Source organism: Mycobacterium marinum (genome assembly GCF_003391395.1).
GTDB lineage: Bacteria > Actinomycetota > Actinomycetes > Mycobacteriales > Mycobacteriaceae > Mycobacterium > Mycobacterium marinum.
The window spans coordinates 2,812,960-2,829,298 of sequence record NZ_CP024190.1; the positions used below are offsets into that span (position 1 = coordinate 2,812,960).

Annotated in this window: 10 protein-coding genes; all 10 read left to right on the forward strand. The window is 65.7% G+C overall.

Going from position 1 to position 16,339, the window contains the following annotated elements:
* Window positions 1-67: 67 nt before the first annotated feature.
* The 10 genes from argC (at window position 68) to CCUG20998_RS11915 (ending at window position 16,336) form a co-directional block, all read left to right on the forward strand.
* Window positions 68-1,120, forward strand: coding sequence for an N-acetyl-gamma-glutamyl-phosphate reductase (gene argC, locus CCUG20998_RS11870; protein ID WP_020728744.1), 1,053 nt, complete (start codon window positions 68-70; stop codon window positions 1,118-1,120).
* A 72-nt stretch (window positions 1,121-1,192) separates the two neighbouring features.
* The gene (gene argJ / locus CCUG20998_RS11875) at window positions 1,193-2,407 is read left to right on the forward strand and encodes a bifunctional glutamate N-acetyltransferase/amino-acid acetyltransferase ArgJ (RefSeq protein ID WP_020728745.1); all 1,215 of its coding nucleotides are present in this window, start codon (window positions 1,193-1,195) and stop codon (window positions 2,405-2,407) included.
* Complete coding sequence (argB, locus tag CCUG20998_RS11880) at window positions 2,404-3,285, forward strand: acetylglutamate kinase (protein WP_020728746.1); 882 nt, start codon at window positions 2,404-2,406, stop codon at window positions 3,283-3,285. The genes argJ and argB overlap by 4 nt, the downstream gene beginning before the upstream one ends.
* Window positions 3,282-4,472, forward strand: a complete 1,191-nt coding sequence (locus CCUG20998_RS11885) for an acetylornithine transaminase (protein WP_020728747.1) — start codon at window positions 3,282-3,284, stop codon at window positions 4,470-4,472. The genes argB and CCUG20998_RS11885 overlap by 4 nt, the downstream gene beginning before the upstream one ends.
* Entirely contained in the window at window positions 4,469-5,395 is a 927-nt protein-coding gene (argF, locus tag CCUG20998_RS11890; protein ID WP_020728748.1) for an ornithine carbamoyltransferase, read from the forward strand. Before CCUG20998_RS11885 ends, argF begins: the two co-directional genes overlap by 4 nt.
* Window positions 5,392-5,892, forward strand: a complete 501-nt coding sequence (locus tag CCUG20998_RS11895) for an arginine repressor (protein ID WP_011739767.1) — start codon at window positions 5,392-5,394, stop codon at window positions 5,890-5,892. Before argF ends, CCUG20998_RS11895 begins: the two co-directional genes overlap by 4 nt.
* Window positions 5,893-5,940: 48 nt before the next feature.
* Window positions 5,941-7,137 (forward strand): argininosuccinate synthase, encoded by a 1,197-nt coding sequence (locus tag CCUG20998_RS11900; protein ID WP_012394209.1) that lies wholly within the window; start codon window positions 5,941-5,943, stop codon window positions 7,135-7,137.
* Between the two features lie 124 nt (window positions 7,138-7,261).
* On the forward strand, window positions 7,262-8,674 hold the full coding sequence (gene argH / locus CCUG20998_RS11905; RefSeq protein ID WP_020728750.1) for an argininosuccinate lyase: 1,413 nt from the start codon (window positions 7,262-7,264) through the stop codon (window positions 8,672-8,674).
* Window positions 8,675-8,777: 103 nt separating this feature from the next.
* Window positions 8,778-9,839 carry a type III polyketide synthase gene (locus CCUG20998_RS11910; RefSeq protein WP_020728751.1) on the forward strand — a complete coding sequence of 354 codons (1,062 nt, stop codon included), beginning with the start codon at window positions 8,778-8,780 and terminating at the stop codon, window positions 9,837-9,839.
* Between the two features lie 134 nt (window positions 9,840-9,973).
* Window positions 9,974-16,336, forward strand: coding sequence for a type I polyketide synthase (locus CCUG20998_RS11915; RefSeq protein ID WP_020728752.1), 6,363 nt, complete (start codon window positions 9,974-9,976; stop codon window positions 16,334-16,336).
* Window positions 16,337-16,339: the final 3 nt, after the last annotated feature.

Sequence of the window (16,339 nt, forward strand, 5' to 3'; positions counted from 1 at the left end):
AGTCGTGGTCGCAACACAGGCCAGAATGGATTTGCGAAATATTGCATAACCATGCAAAATCCTCGAAATGGCCCACGCGACCGAAGCAATCAGGGTGGCCGTAGCGGGTGCCAGCGGCTATGCAGGCGGTGAGATCCTTCGCCTTCTGCTGGGGCATCCCGCCTACACCTCGGGACGGCTGACGATCGGGGCGGTGACCGCAGCGGCCAGCGCGGGAAGCGTCCTCGCGGAGCACCATCCGCATCTGTTGCCGCTGGCCCAGCGGATCCTCGAGCCCACCGAGCTCGAGGTGCTCCGCGGACATGACGTGGTATTCCTCGCTTTGCCGCACGGGCATTCGGCGGCGCTGGCCGATCAACTCGGCCCAGAAACTCTGATCATCGACTGTGGGGCCGATTTTCGGCTCACCGATGCGGCGGCTTGGGAGCGGTTCTATGGGTCGGCGCATTCCGGCAGCTGGCCCTACGGACTACCCGAATTGCCGGGTGCTCGGGAGCGGTTGCGTGACACCCGCCGCATAGCGGTTCCGGGTTGCTACCCGACCGCGGCGCTGCTCGCACTGCTGCCCGCGGTGGCCGAGGACCTCATCGATCCGGCCGTGACGGTGGTCGCCGTTAGCGGTACCTCGGGGGCTGGCCGGGCCGCCAAGGCCGACCTGCTCGGCTCGGAAGTCATCGGGTCGGCCCGGGCCTACAACATCGCGGGTGCGCACCGGCATACTCCCGAGATCGCACAAGGCTTGCGCGCGGTCACCGACCGAGACGTCACCGTTTCGTTTACACCGGTTCTTATCCCGACCTCACGTGGAATTCTGGCAACCTGTACCGCACGTACCCGCTCGCCGATCGCTCGGTTACGGTCAGCCTACGAAAAGGCCTATGAGGCAGAACCTTTCATTCATTTGATGCCGGAGGGTCAGTTGCCCCGCACTGGTGCCGTGATTGGCAGCAACGCGGCGCACATAGCGGTCGCTGTGGATGAAGAAGCCGAGACCTTTGTTGCGATTGCCGCAATCGACAACCTGGTCAAGGGCACTGCCGGGGCCGCCGTGCAGTCGATGAACCTGGCGCTGGGCTGGCCCGAGACAGAAGGGCTCTCAGTGGTCGGGGTGGCGCCATGAACGGCATCGACGACCAGTTGCCGAGTGACCGGGAGCAAGGACTACCGCCTGGCAGCGGGGAGAGTGACACACATGACTGAAGTTGTCAGCGCCGGGCGGCTGTTGCGTAGTCAAGGCATTACTGCCCCGGCAGGTTTCCGGGCTGCAGGCATCGCGGCTGGGATCAAGGCGTCGGGTGCTCGCGACCTCGCGCTGGTATTCAATGAAGGCCCCGACTACTCAGCCGCCGGCGTGTTCACCCGGAACCAGGTCAAGGCCGCACCGGTGTTGTGGACGCAGCAGGCGCTAACGACCGGGCAGCTACGTGCGGTGATCCTCAATTCCGGTGGTGCAAACGCCTGTACTGGCCCCGGCGGCTTCCAGGACACGCACGCCACGGCAGAGGCCGTCGCGACCGCGTTGTCGGACTGGGGAACAGAGACCGGCGCAGTGGAGGTCGCGGTCTGCTCGACCGGGCTGATCGGCGACCGCCTGCCGATGGACAAGGTGCTTGCCGGTGTCGAACACATCGTGCATGAGCTGCATGGCGGCCTGCACGGCGGCGACGACGCTGCCCACGCCATCATGACCACTGACACCGTCGCCAAACAAGTTGCGCTACATCATCAGAGCAAATGGACTGTCGGTGGGATGGTCAAAGGCGCGGGCATGCTGGCCCCCTCGCTTGCGACCATGCTTTGTGTGCTCACCACCGACGCGGCCGCGAGTTCGGCGGCACTCGAGCAGGCGCTGCGTAGGGCAACCGCGCGTACGTTCGACCGGCTCGACATCGACGGCAGCTGCTCGACCAATGACACGGTGCTCTTGCTGGCATCGGGTGCCAGCGAAATAGCGCCGTCGCAAGCGGATCTCGACGAGGCGGTACTACGAGTTTGCGATGACCTCTGTGCTCAACTGCAGGCCGATGCCGAAGGCGTCACCAAGCGCGTTACCGTCACCGTGAAGGGCGCCGCCACAGAAGAAGACGCACTGATCGCCGCGCGGGTGATCGCTCGTGACAGCTTGGTCAAGACCGCGCTGTTCGGATCCGACCCGAACTGGGGGAGAGTTCTGGCAGCGGTCGGGATGGCCCCCATCACCCTCGACCCCAATCGAATCAGCGTGCTATTCAATGGCTCTGCCGTCTGCATCGACGGCGTTGGTGCCCCGGGCGCGCGTGAGGTGGACCTCTCGGCCACCGATACCTATGTCACCGTCGAACTTGGCGTCGGCGATGCTCACGCGGCCATCCGGACCACCGATCTGTCCCACGCCTACGTCGAAGAGAATTCGGCATACAGCTCATGACGATTGAAACGTTGTCCACCCAGTCCAAGGCCCAAGTGCTGGCCGAAGCGTTGCCCTGGCTCAAGCAGTTGCACGGCAGGGTTGTCGTTATCAAGTACGGCGGCAACGCGATGACCGACGACACATTGCGGCAAGCCTTCGCTGCCGACATGGCTTTCCTGCGAAACTGCGGAATTCATCCGGTGGTGGTGCACGGTGGTGGGCCACAGATCACCGCCATGCTTGGCAAGCTCGGCATCGAGGGTGACTTCAAAGGCGGATTCCGGGTCACTACACCGGAAGTCCTCGACGTGGCGCGGATGGTGTTGTTCGGACAGGTCGGTCGCGAATTGGTCAACTTGATCAACGCGCACGGGCCCTATGCGGTGGGGGTCACCGGTGAAGACGCACAGCTGTTCACCGCAGTGCGGCGCAGTGTGAACGTCGACGGCGTCGCTACCGACATCGGCCTGGTCGGTGACGTCGACCATGTCAATGCCGCGGCGCTGATGGATCTCATCGCCGCACATAGGATTCCGGTCATTTCAACACTGGCTCCGGACGCCGAAGGCGTGGTGCACAACATCAACGCGGACACCGCCGCGGCCGCCCTCGCCGAAGCCCTTGGAGCCGAGAAACTGCTGATGCTTACCGATGTGGAAGGCCTCTACACCAGCTGGCCCGACCGGGACTCATTGGTCAGAGAAATCGACACGGCGGCTTTGGAACAGTTATTGCCCAGGCTGGAGGCGGGCATGATCCCCAAGGTCGAAGCATGTCTGCGGGCGGTCACCGGTGGGGTGCCCAGCGCGCACGTCATCGACGGGCGTGTTGAACATTGCGTGCTGGTCGAGCTGTTCACCAATGCGGGGACCGGCACCAAGGTGGTGTCCGCATGACGCATACCGAGGACACGCGGGCCCGATGGGAAGCCGTGATGATGAACAACTACGGCACCCCGCCCGTGGCATTGGCCAGTGGCGAAGGCGCGGTAGTTACCGACGTCGACGGTAAGAACTACGTCGACCTGCTGGGCGGCATCGCGGTCAACATACTCGGCCATCGCCACCCCGCCGTCATTGAGGCGGTGACTCAGCAGATGTCGACGTTGGGCCACACCTCCAACTTGTATGCCACCGAGCCCACCATCGCGCTCGCCGAAGAATTGATCACGCTGCTGGGAGCTGAAGCGCCGGCGCGGGTGTTCTTCTGCAACTCCGGGACCGAGGCCAACGAGGCTGCGTTCAAGCTGTCTCGGCTTACCGGTCGTACGAAACTTGTTGCTGCGCAAGAGGGTTTTCACGGCAGGACGATGGGATCGTTGGCACTCACCGGACAGCCGGCCAAGCAAGCGCCGTTCGAGCCGTTGCCCGGCTACGTTACCCACGTTCCCTATGGGGATATCGACGCGTTGGCCGCCGCCGTCGACGACGAGACTGCCGCCGTGTTCCTCGAGCCCATCATGGGGGAGAGTGGTGTCGTCGTGCCGCCGGAGGGCTACCTGCTGGCGGCTCGCGAGATCACCGCACGCCACGGCGCGCTGTTGGTGCTCGACGAGGTGCAGACCGGAATTGGCCGCACCGGAGCTTTCTACGCGCACCAGCATGACGGCATTACTCCCGATGTTGTGACACTGGCCAAGGGGTTAGGGGGCGGATTGCCCATTGGGGCGTGTCTGGCCATTGGCCCAGCGGCGGAGTTGCTGACACCGGGGTTGCACGGCAGTACGTTCGGCGGCAACCCGGTTTGTGCCGCGGCGGCGTTGGCGGTGCTGCGGGTAGTGGCCTCCGAAGGTCTGGTGCGCCGCGCCGAAACGTTAGGCAAAACCTTCAAACAGGGCGTCGAGTCGTTGAGCCATCCGTTGATCGACCATGTGCGCGGGCGCGGATTGCTCTTGGGCATTGTGCTGGCAGGCCCGCACGCCAAGGCGGCGGAGGTGGCCGCGCGCGACGCCGGCTACCTGGTAAATGGCGCCGCGCCCAACGTTGTCCGGCTCGCGCCACCATTGGTCATTACCGAACCGCAGCTCGAAGGCTTTGTCGCCGCGCTGCCGGGAATCTTGGACACCGCGGGAGCATCAGCATGATCCGACACTTTCTGCGTGATGACGACTTGTCGCCTGCCGAGCAGGCCGAAGTTCTGCAGCTGGCGGCCGAATTGAAGCGGGAACCGTTCAGCCGCCGTCCCCTGGACGGGCCGCGGGGAGTGGCGGTGATCTTCGACAAGAATTCCACCCGCACCCGCTTCTCCTTTGAGATGGGTATCGCCCAGTTGGGTGGGCATGCAGTGGTTGTCGACGGTCGCAGCACCCAGCTGGGCCGCGAGGAGACCCTGCCGGACACCGCAAAAGTGTTGTCTCGCTTTGTTGATGCCATTGTTTGGCGCACCTTCGGCCAGGATCGCCTGGAGGCCATGGCTTCCACCGCGACGGTGCCCGTCGTCAATGCGCTGTCCGACGAGTTCCACCCCTGCCAGGTGCTGGCCGATTTGCAGACCATCACGGAACGTCGGGGCTCCTTGAAAGGCTTGCGGTTGTCCTACTTTGGTGACGGCGCCAACAACATGGCGCATTCACTGATGTTGGGCGGGGTCACCGCGGGCATGCATGTGACAGTTGCCGCTCCCGACGGATTTCACCCTGACCCGTCGGTCGTTGGCGCCGCGGAGCAGCGTGCCGAGACGACCGGTGCCTCGGTGCGGCTCACCGCTGACGCCCACGTGGCAGCGGCCGGCGCCGATGTCCTGGTCACCGATACCTGGACGTCGATGGGCCAGGAAGATGACGGGCTCGACCGCGTCAAGCCCTTCCGCCCATTCCAGGTGAACGAGCAGCTGCTGGCGGCGGCTGATTCCGAAGCCGTTGTGCTGCACTGTCTTCCGGCGCATCGAGGCGACGAGATCACCGATCAGGTGATGGACGGTCCGGCCAGCGCGGTGTGGGACGAGGCGGAGAATCGGCTGCATGCGCAGAAGGCGCTGCTGGTGTGGTTGTTGGAGCGGGGGCGATGAACGGCGCCAAACAAGCACCCGAGATCAGTGTCAATCGTGCTGGTCGGCAGGCCCGAATCGTGGCGATTTTGTCCACGGAGTCGGTGAGCAGTCAAAGTGAATTGGCCGCGTTGCTAGCGGTCCAGGGGATCGAGGCGACCCAGGCTACGTTGTCTCGTGATCTCGAAGAGCTCGGCGCGGTGAAGCTGCGCGGCGCCGATGGTGGGGTGGGTGTCTACGTGGTGCCAGAAGACGGTAGCCCGGTGCGCGGGGTGACCGGGGGCACCGGACGGCTGGCGCGGCTGCTGGGTGAGCTGCTGGTGTCCTCCGATGCCAGCGCCAACCTCGCGGTGCTGCGCACCCCGCCCGGCGGGGCGCACTACTTGGCCAGCGCAATCGATCGTGCGGCGCTACCGTACGTGGTCGGCACCATTGCCGGCGATGACACTGTGTTCGTGGCTGCTCGTGAGCCGATGACCGGGGCCGAGTTGGCAATCGCCTTGGAAAAATTGAAGTAGGACCTGAAATACACTGCTGCCGGTTCGGCGAAATGAAGGAGTTGGTTCATGTCAGAACGCGTCATCCTGGCGTATTCCGGCGGTCTGGACACCTCGGTGGCCATCAGCTGGATAGGCAAGGAGACCGGCCGTGAGGTCGTGGCTGTTGCGATTGACCTCGGCCAGGGTGGCGAGGACATGGAGGTCGTGCGTCAGCGAGCGCTCGATTGCGGTGCCGTCGAGGCGGTCGTGGTCGATGCTCGCGACGAGTTCGCGGAGGGCTACTGCCTGCCCACCATCTTGAACAATGCCCTCTACATGGACCGCTATCCGCTGGTGTCGGCCATCAGCCGGCCGCTGATCGTCAAGCATCTGGTGGAGGCGGCACGCGAGCACGGCGGTGGGATCGTCGCGCACGGGTGCACGGGCAAGGGCAACGACCAGGTGCGATTTGAGGTCGGGTTCGCGTCGCTGGCTCCCGACCTGGAGGTGTTGGCACCGGTTCGCGACTACGCCTGGACCCGGGAGAAGGCGATCGCATTCGCCGAAGAGAACGCGATCCCAATCAACGTCACCAAGCGCTCGCCGTTCTCGATCGACCAAAACGTGTGGGGCCGAGCTGTCGAAACCGGCTTCCTCGAGCACCTGTGGAACGCGCCCACCAAGGACGTCTACTCCTACACCGAAGATCCGACCGTCAACTGGAACACCCCCGATGAGGTGATCGTCGGCTTCGAACGCGGCATGCCGGTGTCGATCGACGGCAACGCGGTCACGATGCTGCAGGCCATCGAGGAGCTCAACCGCCGGGCCGGGGCCCAGGGCGTCGGGCGCCTCGATGTCGTCGAGGACCGCTTGGTGGGCATCAAGAGCCGGGAGATCTACGAGGCGCCCGGGGCCATGGTGCTCATCACGGCCCACGCCGAGCTCGAGCACGTCACCCTCGAGCGTGAGCTGGCCCGATTCAAGCGGCACACCGATCAGCGCTGGGCCGAGCTGGTGTACGACGGACTGTGGTATTCGCCGTTGAAGACCGCGCTGGAGAGCTTTGTCGCCAAGACCCAGGAGCACGTGTCTGGTGAGATCCGGCTGGTGCTGCACGGCGGTCACATCGCCGTCAACGGCCGGCGCAGCGCGGAGTCGCTCTACGACTTCAACCTGGCCACCTACGACGAGGGCGACACCTTCGACCAGTCGGCTGCCAAGGGGTTCGTCTACGTGCACGGCTTGTCGTCCAAACTCTCCGCCCGCCGGGATCTGCAGTGAGCCGCTACTGCCGAGCAGACGCGAAATCGCAGATGCACCGGCGCGTTGGTGCGATTCTGTGTCTGCTCGCGGAGGAAAAGCTCGCGGAGGAAAAGCTCGCGGAGGAAAAGCTCGCGGAGGAAAAGTGAGTACCAATCAGGGATCGCTGTGGGGTGGGCGGTTCGCCGGCGGGCCTTCCGACGCGCTGGCGGCGCTGAGCAAATCCACCCATTTCGACTGGGCCCTGGCCCCCTACGACGTCACCGCATCGCGGGCCCACGCTGTGGTGCTCTTCCGCGCTGGGCTGCTCACCGAGGAGCAGCGCGACGGTTTGTTGGCTGGCCTGGACAGCCTGGCCAGCGACGTCGCCGACGGCAGCTTCGGCCCCCTGGTCTCCGATGAGGACGTGCATGCCGCGCTGGAACGCGGATTGATCGAGCGGGTCGGCCCCGACCTCGGCGGCCGCCTGCGGGCCGGCCGATCCCGCAACGATCAAGTCGCCACCCTGTTCCGGATGTGGCTGCGCGACGCGGTGCGCCGGGTGGCTACGGGTGTACTCGAGGTGGTGGCGGCGCTCGGCGATCAGGCGGCCGCGCACCCGACGGCCATCATGCCCGGCAAGACGCACCTGCAGTCCGCCCAACCCATCTTGCTGGCGCACCATTTGCTCGCCCACGCCCATCCGCTGCTGCGCGACGTGGAGCGGATCGTGGACTTCGACAAACGAGCGGCGGTTTCCCCATACGGCTCGGGTGCGCTGGCCGGATCCTCGCTGGGCTTGGACCCCGATGCGATCGCGGCGGATCTGGGTTTCACCACCGCCGCCGACAACTCCGTCGATGCGACCGCCTCGCGCGATTTCGCGGCCGAGGCGGCGTTCGTATTCGCCATGATCGCCGTGGACCTGTCCCGGCTGGCCGAGGACATCATCATCTGGAGCTCGACCGAGTTCGGCTATGTGACCCTGCACGACTCGTGGTCCACCGGCAGCTCGATCATGCCGCAGAAGAAAAACCCGGATATCGCGGAGCTGGCCCGCGGCAAGGCCGGGCGGCTGATCGGCAACCTCACCGGGTTGCTGGCGACCCTGAAGGCCCAGCCCCTGGCCTACAACCGCGACCTGCAGGAAGACAAGGAGCCGGTGTTTGACTCGGTGGTTCAGCTCGAGCTGCTGCTGCCGGCGATGGCGGGCCTGGTGGGGAGCCTGACCTTCGATGTCGAGCGGATGGCCGCGCTGGCGCCTGCGGGCTACACGTTGGCCACCGATGTCGCAGAGTGGTTGGTACGACAAGGCGTCCCCTTTAGGTCCGCGCATGAGGCCGCCGGTGCCGCCGTGCGCACCGCCGAGGAACGCAGCGTCGGCCTCGAGGAGTTGACCGACGACGAACTTGCCGCCATCAGCCCGGAGCTGACACCGCAGGTACGCGACGTATTGACGATTGAGGGATCGGTGTCCGCGCGTGATTCCCGCGGAGGCACGGCGCCCAAGCGGGTCGCCGAGCAGCTTCAAATTGTGCGGGAAATCACTGCTCGGCTGGGCGATGAGCTGATGCGCTGAGCGGATTTTGCCGCTGCGGCCCTCGATTGCGAACTAAACTTCGTGTCCTAGGGAATGCATTGAACGTTTCGGCGTTGATGTTCGTGTTGAAGGGGTGGGACCGATGAGCGTCATCGCAGGTGTGTTTGGTGCGTTGCCCCCGCATCGCTACAGTCAGCGCGAACTCACCGAGACGTTCGTCAACATCCCGGACTTTGAGGGCTACGAAGAACTCGTCCGGCAGCTACACGCAAACGCAAAGGTCAACAGCCGCCATTTGGTGCTTCCGCTGGAGACGTACCCCAAGCTGAATGACTTCGGCGAGGCCAATGGGATCTTCATCGAAAAAGCCGTGGACCTCGGCGTCGAAGCCTTGATGGGGGCACTCGACGAGGCCGGCCTGCAGCCCGAAGACCTCGATGTCCTCATCACCACCACGGTCACCGGTCTGGCGGTGCCATCGTTGGATGCCCGCATCGCCGGACGCGTTGGACTGCGACCGGACGTGCGACGGGTACCGCTGTTCGGGCTGGGATGTGTGGCCGGCGCCGCCGGTGTGGCCCGTCTCCACGACTATCTGCGCGGTGCTCCCAACGGCATCGCCGCCTTGATCTCCGTCGAGCTGTGTTCACTGACTTTCCCGGGATACAAGCCTTCGGCGGCCGGTCTGGTCGGCAGCGCACTGTTTGCAGACGGTGCCGCCGCGGTGGTGGCGGTCGGAGACGGACGTGCCGAAGAGGTTGGCGCCAGCGGACCCGACATCCTGGATTCGTGCAGCCACCTGTATCCCGATTCGTTGCGCACCATGGGCTACGACGTGGGCTCCGCCGGGTTCGAGCTGGTGCTGTCCAAGGACATCGCGGATGTGGTCGAGGAATATGTGGCCGAGGACGTCACCACCTTCCTGGCCGGCCACGGCCTCAGCGTCACCGATGTCGGCGCCTGGGTCACCCATCCCGGTGGCCCCAAGATCATCAACGCGATCACCGAGAGCCTCAACCTGCCTCCGGAGGCGCTGGAGCTGACCTGGCGTTCGCTCGGCGAGATCGGCAACCTTTCCTCGGCATCTGTGTTGCATGTGCTGCGGGACACCATTGCCAAACCGCCGCCCAGCGGGAGTCCCGGCCTGATGATGGCGATGGGCCCTGGGTTCTGTTCTGAACTAGTACTGCTGCGTTGGCATTGAACACACGTGAATTTCTGCTCGATCGGGGATCTAGGACGGGGCTACCGGTGCTTGGCCAGGAGCCGGAAAGGAACAACGCCAGCCGCCGCGCGCCCCTCGCGCCGATTCGCTGAGTAGCTGGAAAGGCGCGTTGTATGGACAGCACCCCAGACGAACTCATCACGGCACTGCGCAAGACACTCAAAGAGAACGAGCGGCTCAAGCGGGAAAACCGTGACCACCTTGCCCAAGCCACAGAGCCCGTCGCGGTGGTCGGGATGGGATGTCGTTACCCGGGTGGCATCGAGACTCCCGAGGGCTTGTGGGAGATGGTGGCCGCCGGACGTGACGTGGTGTCGGATTTCCCGACGGATCGCGGCTGGGATGGAGCGAGTCTGTTCGACCCCGATCCGGACGCGGTGGGCAAGTCATACACCCGCAGCGGTGGATTTCTGACCGACGTCGCTGGTTTTGACGCCGAATTCTTCGGGATAGCGCCCAGCGAAGTGATGGCGATGGATCCCCAGCAGCGACTGTTGCTGGAAGTGTCCTGGGAGGCGTTGGAGCGCACCGGAATCGACCCGACCACGTTGCGCGGATCGCCGACCGGTGTGTTCGTCGGGGTCTTCCACGGCTCGTATGGGGGACAGGGCCGGGTGCCCGGCGACCTCGAGAGATATGGGCTGCGCGGGTCGACGTTGAGTGTGGCGTCGGGCCGAGTGGCCTATGTGCTGGGGTTGGAGGGCCCGGCGGTGTCGGTGGATACCGCGTGTTCGTCCTCACTGGTCGCCTTGCACCTGGCGGTGCAGTCACTGCGGTCGCGAGAGTGCGATTTGGCCCTGGTGGGTGGGGTAACCGTGATGGCCACGCCGGCGATGTTCATCGAATTCAGCCGGCAACGGGCGCTATCCGCCGACGGGCGGTGCAAGGCGTACGCGGGTGCCGCCGACGGGACCGCGTTCTCCGAGGGCGCCGGGGCGCTGGTGCTGGAGCGGCTGACCGATGCACAGCGGTTGGGACATCCGGTGTTGGCCGTGGTGCGGGGTTCGGCGGTCAACCAGGATGGTGCCTCCAACGGGCTCGCGACCCCGAATGGGCCCTCACAGCAGCGAGTGATTCGCGCGGCGCTGGCCAGTGCACGGCTGGGCGTGGCCGATGTGGATGTGGTCGAAGGCCACGGCACCGGGACCACCTTGGGCGATCCCATTGAGGCCCAGGCGATTTTGGCCACCTATGGGCAGGACCGTACCGGGCCCGGCAAAGAGCCCCTGTGGCTGGGCTCGATCAAATCGAACATGGGGCATACCTCTGCCGCGGCCGGGGTAGCCGGAGTCATCAAGATGACGCTGGCGATGCAGCATGGGGTGCTGCCCCAGACGCTGCATGTGGATGTGCCGACGCCGCATGTGGACTGGTCAGCGGGGTCGGTGTCGTTGCTGACCGAGGCGCGCCCGTGGCCGGAAACCGGGCGTGCGCGTAGGGCAGGGATATCTTCGTTCGGGATCAGCGGCACCAACGCTCACGTCATTCTCGAGCAGGCGCCGGCAGCAGAAGAGGTTGCCGCACAGCACAGAACCGATGTCACCCCGTGGATACTGGCTGCGCGGTCAGCTCCGGCGCTAGTCAACCAGGCACGGCGCCTGGCGCAGTGGGTGAGTGATCGCCCGGATCTCGATGTAGCCGATGTGGGCTGGTCGCTGGCTACCACCAGGTCGGTGTTCGAACATCGGGCGGTGGTGGTGGGCGCCGACCGGACGCAGCTGATTCAGGGGCTCGCGGGCTTTGTCGACGGTGAGCCAGGCGCCGGTGTTGTCGTGGGTCGTGCCCAGCCAGTAGGCAAGACGGTGTTCGTGTTTCCCGGCCAGGGGTCGCAGTGGGTCGGGATGGGCGTCGATCTGCTGGACACCTCGACGGTGTTCGCCGATCAGATGCATCGGTGCGAGAAGGCTCTTGCCGAGTACGTGTCCTGGTCGCTGCTCGATGTCGTGCGGGCGGTGCCGGGTGCTCCGGGGCTGAATCGGGTGGACGTCGTGCAGCCGGTGTTGTGGGCGATCATGGTGTCGCTCGCCGAATTATGGCGTTCCGCAGGGGTGCTTCCCGACGCGGTGATCGGCCATTCGCAAGGCGAGATTGCGGCCGCCTACGTGGCGGGGGCACTGTCCCTCGAGGATGCGGCGCGGGTGGTCGCGCGGCGCAGCCAGCTGCTGGTGCAGCTCTCCGGTGCCGGCGGGATGGTGTCGCTCGCGTGCGGACTGGAACGCGCCCGGCAGCTAGTGGCTCCTTGGAGCGACCGCTTGAGTATTGCCGCGGTAAACGGCGTTTCAGCGATCGTGGTGTCCGGCGAGGTGGATGCTCTCGATGCCCTGATCGGGCGCTGTGAGGCGGACGACATTCGGGCCCGCAGAATCGACGTCGACTACGCGTCCCATTCCGGTCAGGTGGAGGCGATCCGTGCCGAGTTGACCGAGGCACTGGACGGTATCGCGCCCCAATCGACATCGACGGCCTTCATCTCCACAGTCACCGGCGAATTCACCGATACCGCGGGCCTGGACGCCCACTATTGGTATCGCAGCATCCGCCAGACGGTGCAGTTCGAACGGGCTATCCGTACCGCCTTCAACAGCGGGTGCCAAGTCTTCATCGAGTCCAGCCCGCACCCGGTTTTGATCGCCGGAATCGAAGAAACCCTGGCCGGCCAGCAAGACTCCGGCGAAGCGATCGTCATTCCATCGCTGGGGCGCGACGACGGCGGGCTGCAAAGACTCTGGCTATCGGTCGCTCAAGCCCATGTCGCGGGGGTGCGGGTGGACTGGGCCTCGACCATCGGCGCCGGCCGGCGGGTGGCCCTGCCCACCTACGGGTTCCAGCATCGCCGCTTCTGGCTGGGGCAGCTCGATGCCGGTCGCACCGACGTAGGCGGTCTGGGGCAGGCCGGGGCCGCGCATGGCCTGCTGGGCGCGGTGGTGGAGCGGCCCGATTCGGGTGGGGTGGTCTTGACTGGTCAGCTATCGGTGGCCGCGCAGCCATGGTTGGCGGGTCATGCGGTGGCCGGCACGGTGTTGTTCCCGGGGGCGGGCTTTGTCGAGTTGGCGATCCGCGCCGGCGATGAGGTCGGATGCGCGGCAGTGGAAGAACTGACCCTGTCGGCGCCGTTGGTTCTGCCGACCGTCGGCGGAGTGCGGTTACAGGTGGTGGTGGGCCCCGTCGACCAGTCGGATCGCCGGACAGTCGAAGTGTATTCGCGCGGCGACCAGTCACTTTCGGAATGGTCATTACATGCCGAAGGTGTATTGGCGCCGGCGGCGGTTGCTTCAGTGGGGCAGTTGACGGCATGGCCACCGGAGGGCGCGACGGCGCTGGACCTCGGCGGTGTGTACGACCGGCTGGCAGCCCGGGGCTACGAATACGGTCCGGCGTTTCGCGGTCTGCAGGCCGTGTGGCAGTCGGGGGACGAAATCTTCGCTGAAGTGGCCCTCCCCGAAGACACCGGCGCGCAGATCGGCGGATTCGGCATCCACCCAGCGCTTCTCGATGCGGCACTGCATGCGTTGGTGCTGACCGCGGAGCAGGACCAAACGGTGTTGCCGTTCGCGTGGCAAGGGGTGTCGTTGCACGCCGCCGGAGCCTCGCGCTGTCGAGTCCGGATAGCGCAATCTCGGTCCGGCTCGGTGGCCATGGAACTCGCCGACTCGGCAGGTCTGCCGGTTTTGACGGTGCGGGACCTAGCGTTTCGTCCGGTGTCCGACCAGACGTCATCGGCGGGCACGGCCGGTGGCGGTGGCTTGTTAGAGGTCGTGTGGTCACCGCTGGCCAGGCCCGGCGCCGACACCGCCGATATACCGGTGACGTTGTGGGACTTGGCCTCCCAGGTCGAACTGCCCGCGGGTGCGGTGGAGTCGACATATGTGGCCACTCATGGCGCGCTGGGCGCATTGCAGTCGTGGCTGACCAGCGACCAACCCGGGGTCTTGGCGGTGGTGACGCACGGCGCGGTAGGACTGGCGGACGAAGACGTGACCGATCTGGCGGGTTCGGCGGTGTGGGGGCTGGTGCGTTCGGCGCAGGCCGAGCATCCCGGTCGCGTCGTACTGGTCGATACCGATGGTTCGGTCGAACTGGGCGCGGTGCTGAATTCCGGTGAGCCGCAGCTGGTGGTGCGTGCGGGCGTGGCCTACCAGGCGCGGTTGAAGCCGGCCGAGTCACTGCTGCGGTTGCCGCAACCGGGCGAGACTTGGCGATTGGTCACCGGCGGCGGCGGCACGTTGGATGACGTGAAGGTGGGCGGCTGTGCGCCGTCGGGGCTGATGACCGGACAGCTGCGGGTGGCGGTGGCCGCCGTAGGCGTCAATTTCCGGGATGTGCTGGTGGCGTTGGGCATGTATCCCGGTGGAGGCGAGCTAGGGGTTGAGGGCGCCGGGATTGTCACCGAGGTCGGGCCCGGCGTTTCCGGGGTGGCCGTCGGCGACGCGGTCATGGGGCTGCTCGGCGTGGTGGGGCCCGAGGCGGTGGTGGATCACCGCTTGGTGACCGCAGTTCCGCAGGGCTGGTCGCTGCAGACGGCCGCCAGTGTCCCGGTGGTGTTCTTGACGGCTTTCTACGGCTTGCGTGTCCTGGCCGAGGTGCGGTCCGGGCAGAAGCTGTTGGTGCACGCGGCCACCGGTGGGGTGGGCATGGCCGCGGTGCAGCTGGCTCGGCTTTGGGGTCTGGAAGTGTTCGCAACGGCCAGCCCAGGAAAATGGGATACGTTGCGGGCAATGGGTTTTGATGATGACCACATCGCCAACTCGCGCACTCTGGAGTTCGAAGAGAAGTTCCGTGCCGGCACCGGTGGAGCCGGAGTGGACGCGGTGCTCAACTCGCTGGCCGGCGAATTTGTCGACGCATCGCTTCGGCTGTTGGTCCCCGGCGGTCGCTTCATCGAGATGGGTAAGACTGATCTTCGTGACCCACAGGCGATGGCCGAACAGCATCGCGGCGTTGGGTATCGGGCATTTGATCTCATCGAGGCCGGCCCGGACCTGATCGCGCAGATGCTGGCCGAGCTGAGCCGACTGCTTTGCGCCGAAACCCTGACACCGTTGCCGATCAAGACTTTCGACGTGCGGCTGGCTCGGCAGGCGTATCGCTTTGTCAGCCAGGCTCGTCACATCGGCAAGGTGGTGTTGACACTTCCCGACGAAACCGGTGCGGTACCCGCTGGTGCCCTGGCCGGAGGCACGGTGATCATCACCGGCGGGACGGGCATGGCCGGGACGGCCTTGGCCCGCCATGTGGTGTCCCGTCATCGGGTGGCCAACGTCATCCTGGTCAGTCGGTCCGGCGCGCAGGCCGAAGGGACCAGCGAGCTGCTCGGCCAATTGCAGGATGCCGGAGCAGAGGCGGCGGTGGTGGCTTGCGATGTCTCCGATCGGGACGCGGTCGCGGAGCTACTAGCGCAAGTGCCGGCACGCTATCCGCTGCGGGGCGTGATTCACGCGGCGGGAGTGCTCGACGACGGGTTGATCGCTTCACTGACCCCGCAGCGGGTCGATACGGTGCTGCGGGCCAAGATCGACGGCGCCTGGAATCTGCATGAGCTGACCCGCGGCCTCAACTTGTCGACCTTTGTGTTGTTCTCCTCGATGGCCGGGATCATCGGCACCGCCGGACAAGGCAACTATGCGGCGGCCAACAGCTTCCTGGACGGGCTGGCCGTTCACCGGCGCGCGCTCGGCCTGCCGGGTGTGTCGGTGGCTTGGGGCCTTTGGGAACAAGCCAGCGCGATGACTCGCCATCTTGGTGAGCGCGACAAAGCGCGCATGAGCCGGGTGGGGCTGGCAACGTTGTCAACCGAACATGCCCTCGAGCTATTCGACGCCGCGGTGGTGGCCGACCGCGCCGTTGTGGTGGCCACCCGGCTGGACGCCAACGCGCTCACGTCCAACAGCGCTGCGCTACCGCCGCTGTTGGGCGAGTTGGCCGCTCGCCCCAAGAGACGAGTGATCAGCGACGCCGATGCCGGCGATAACATCGCGGCGGCAACGGGCCTGGTGGCCAGACTGCACGGGCTCAGTGCCGAGCAGCGTCAACGCGAACTCGTCGATGTCGTGTGCAGCAACGCCGCTACCGTGCTGGGGCGCTCCAGCACCGCCGACATCAACGCCCACCGCGCCTTCCAGGAGTTGGGATTTGACTCACTGACGGCCGTCGAGCTGCGCAACCGGCTCAAAGCCGCCACCGGGCTGACTCTTTCGCCCACGCTGATCTTCGACTACCCAAGCCCCGCAGCCCTGGCCGAACATCTCGGCATCCGTTTGGCCACCGCCACGGCGCAACCCGATCTGATGCGCCGATTCGACGACCTCGCCCGCGAACTCGACAAGCTGATCAACCGACCCGACTGGACCCACGAGGACAAGGGCAAGTTGTCCGGCCGCCTACACGACATCCTGGCCGACCTGTCCGCCGATGACGACATCACCACTGCCAGCGAAAGCCAGCTCTTCGCCATTCTCGACGAAGAACTCGGCTCCTGAAGC

Coding starts and splice junctions, on each gene's coding strand:
- argC (WP_020728744.1), top strand. CDS start 68: ATGGCCCACGCGACCGAAGCAATCAGGGTGGCCGTAGCGGGTGCCAGC.
- argJ (WP_020728745.1), top strand. CDS start 1,193: ATGACTGAAGTTGTCAGCGCCGGGCGGCTGTTGCGTAGTCAAGGCATT.
- argB (WP_020728746.1), top strand. CDS start 2,404: ATGACGATTGAAACGTTGTCCACCCAGTCCAAGGCCCAAGTGCTGGCC.
- CCUG20998_RS11885 (WP_020728747.1), top strand. CDS start 3,282: ATGACGCATACCGAGGACACGCGGGCCCGATGGGAAGCCGTGATGATG.
- argF (WP_020728748.1), top strand. CDS start 4,469: ATGATCCGACACTTTCTGCGTGATGACGACTTGTCGCCTGCCGAGCAG.
- CCUG20998_RS11895 (WP_011739767.1), top strand. CDS start 5,392: ATGAACGGCGCCAAACAAGCACCCGAGATCAGTGTCAATCGTGCTGGT.
- CCUG20998_RS11900 (WP_012394209.1), top strand. CDS start 5,941: ATGTCAGAACGCGTCATCCTGGCGTATTCCGGCGGTCTGGACACCTCG.
- CCUG20998_RS11910 (WP_020728751.1), top strand. CDS start 8,778: ATGAGCGTCATCGCAGGTGTGTTTGGTGCGTTGCCCCCGCATCGCTAC.
- CCUG20998_RS11915 (WP_020728752.1), top strand. CDS start 9,974: ATGGACAGCACCCCAGACGAACTCATCACGGCACTGCGCAAGACACTC.